This is a genomic window from Liquorilactobacillus sicerae (assembly GCF_029916425.1).
Lineage (GTDB): Bacteria > Bacillota > Bacilli > Lactobacillales > Lactobacillaceae > Liquorilactobacillus > Liquorilactobacillus sicerae.
The window spans coordinates 1-255 of sequence record NZ_JAHAVQ010000381.1; the positions used below are offsets into that span (position 1 = coordinate 1).

A 255-nucleotide genomic window follows, 5' to 3' on the forward strand; every position below is an offset into this window, starting at 1 on the left:
GAACTAAATACCGCAACAAGGTGTTAAAAGGAAATGTTGAAATAGAATTAAAACAATCTCTTAATAGAATTGCTTTAAAATATGGGTTTAGTATTCCTCATATGGAAATTGGTAAAGATGATAATATCCACTTATTAGTTAGCGCTCCACCAAAGCTTTCTGTAACTAATATTGTTAGATGGTTAAAAGGTATCAGTGCTAAAGAACTGTTTGAAAAATGTCCTGAGCTTCAACAAAGCTACTGGAAAAAGAAAG

The 255-nt window shown here is 31.4% G+C and carries 1 protein-coding gene; it reads left to right on the forward strand.

The annotated features are described in order from the left end of the window. Window positions 1-255, forward strand: a 255-nt coding sequence (tnpA, locus tag KH893_RS12920) for an IS200/IS605 family transposase (protein WP_281166412.1), incomplete at both ends; no start/stop codon positions are given.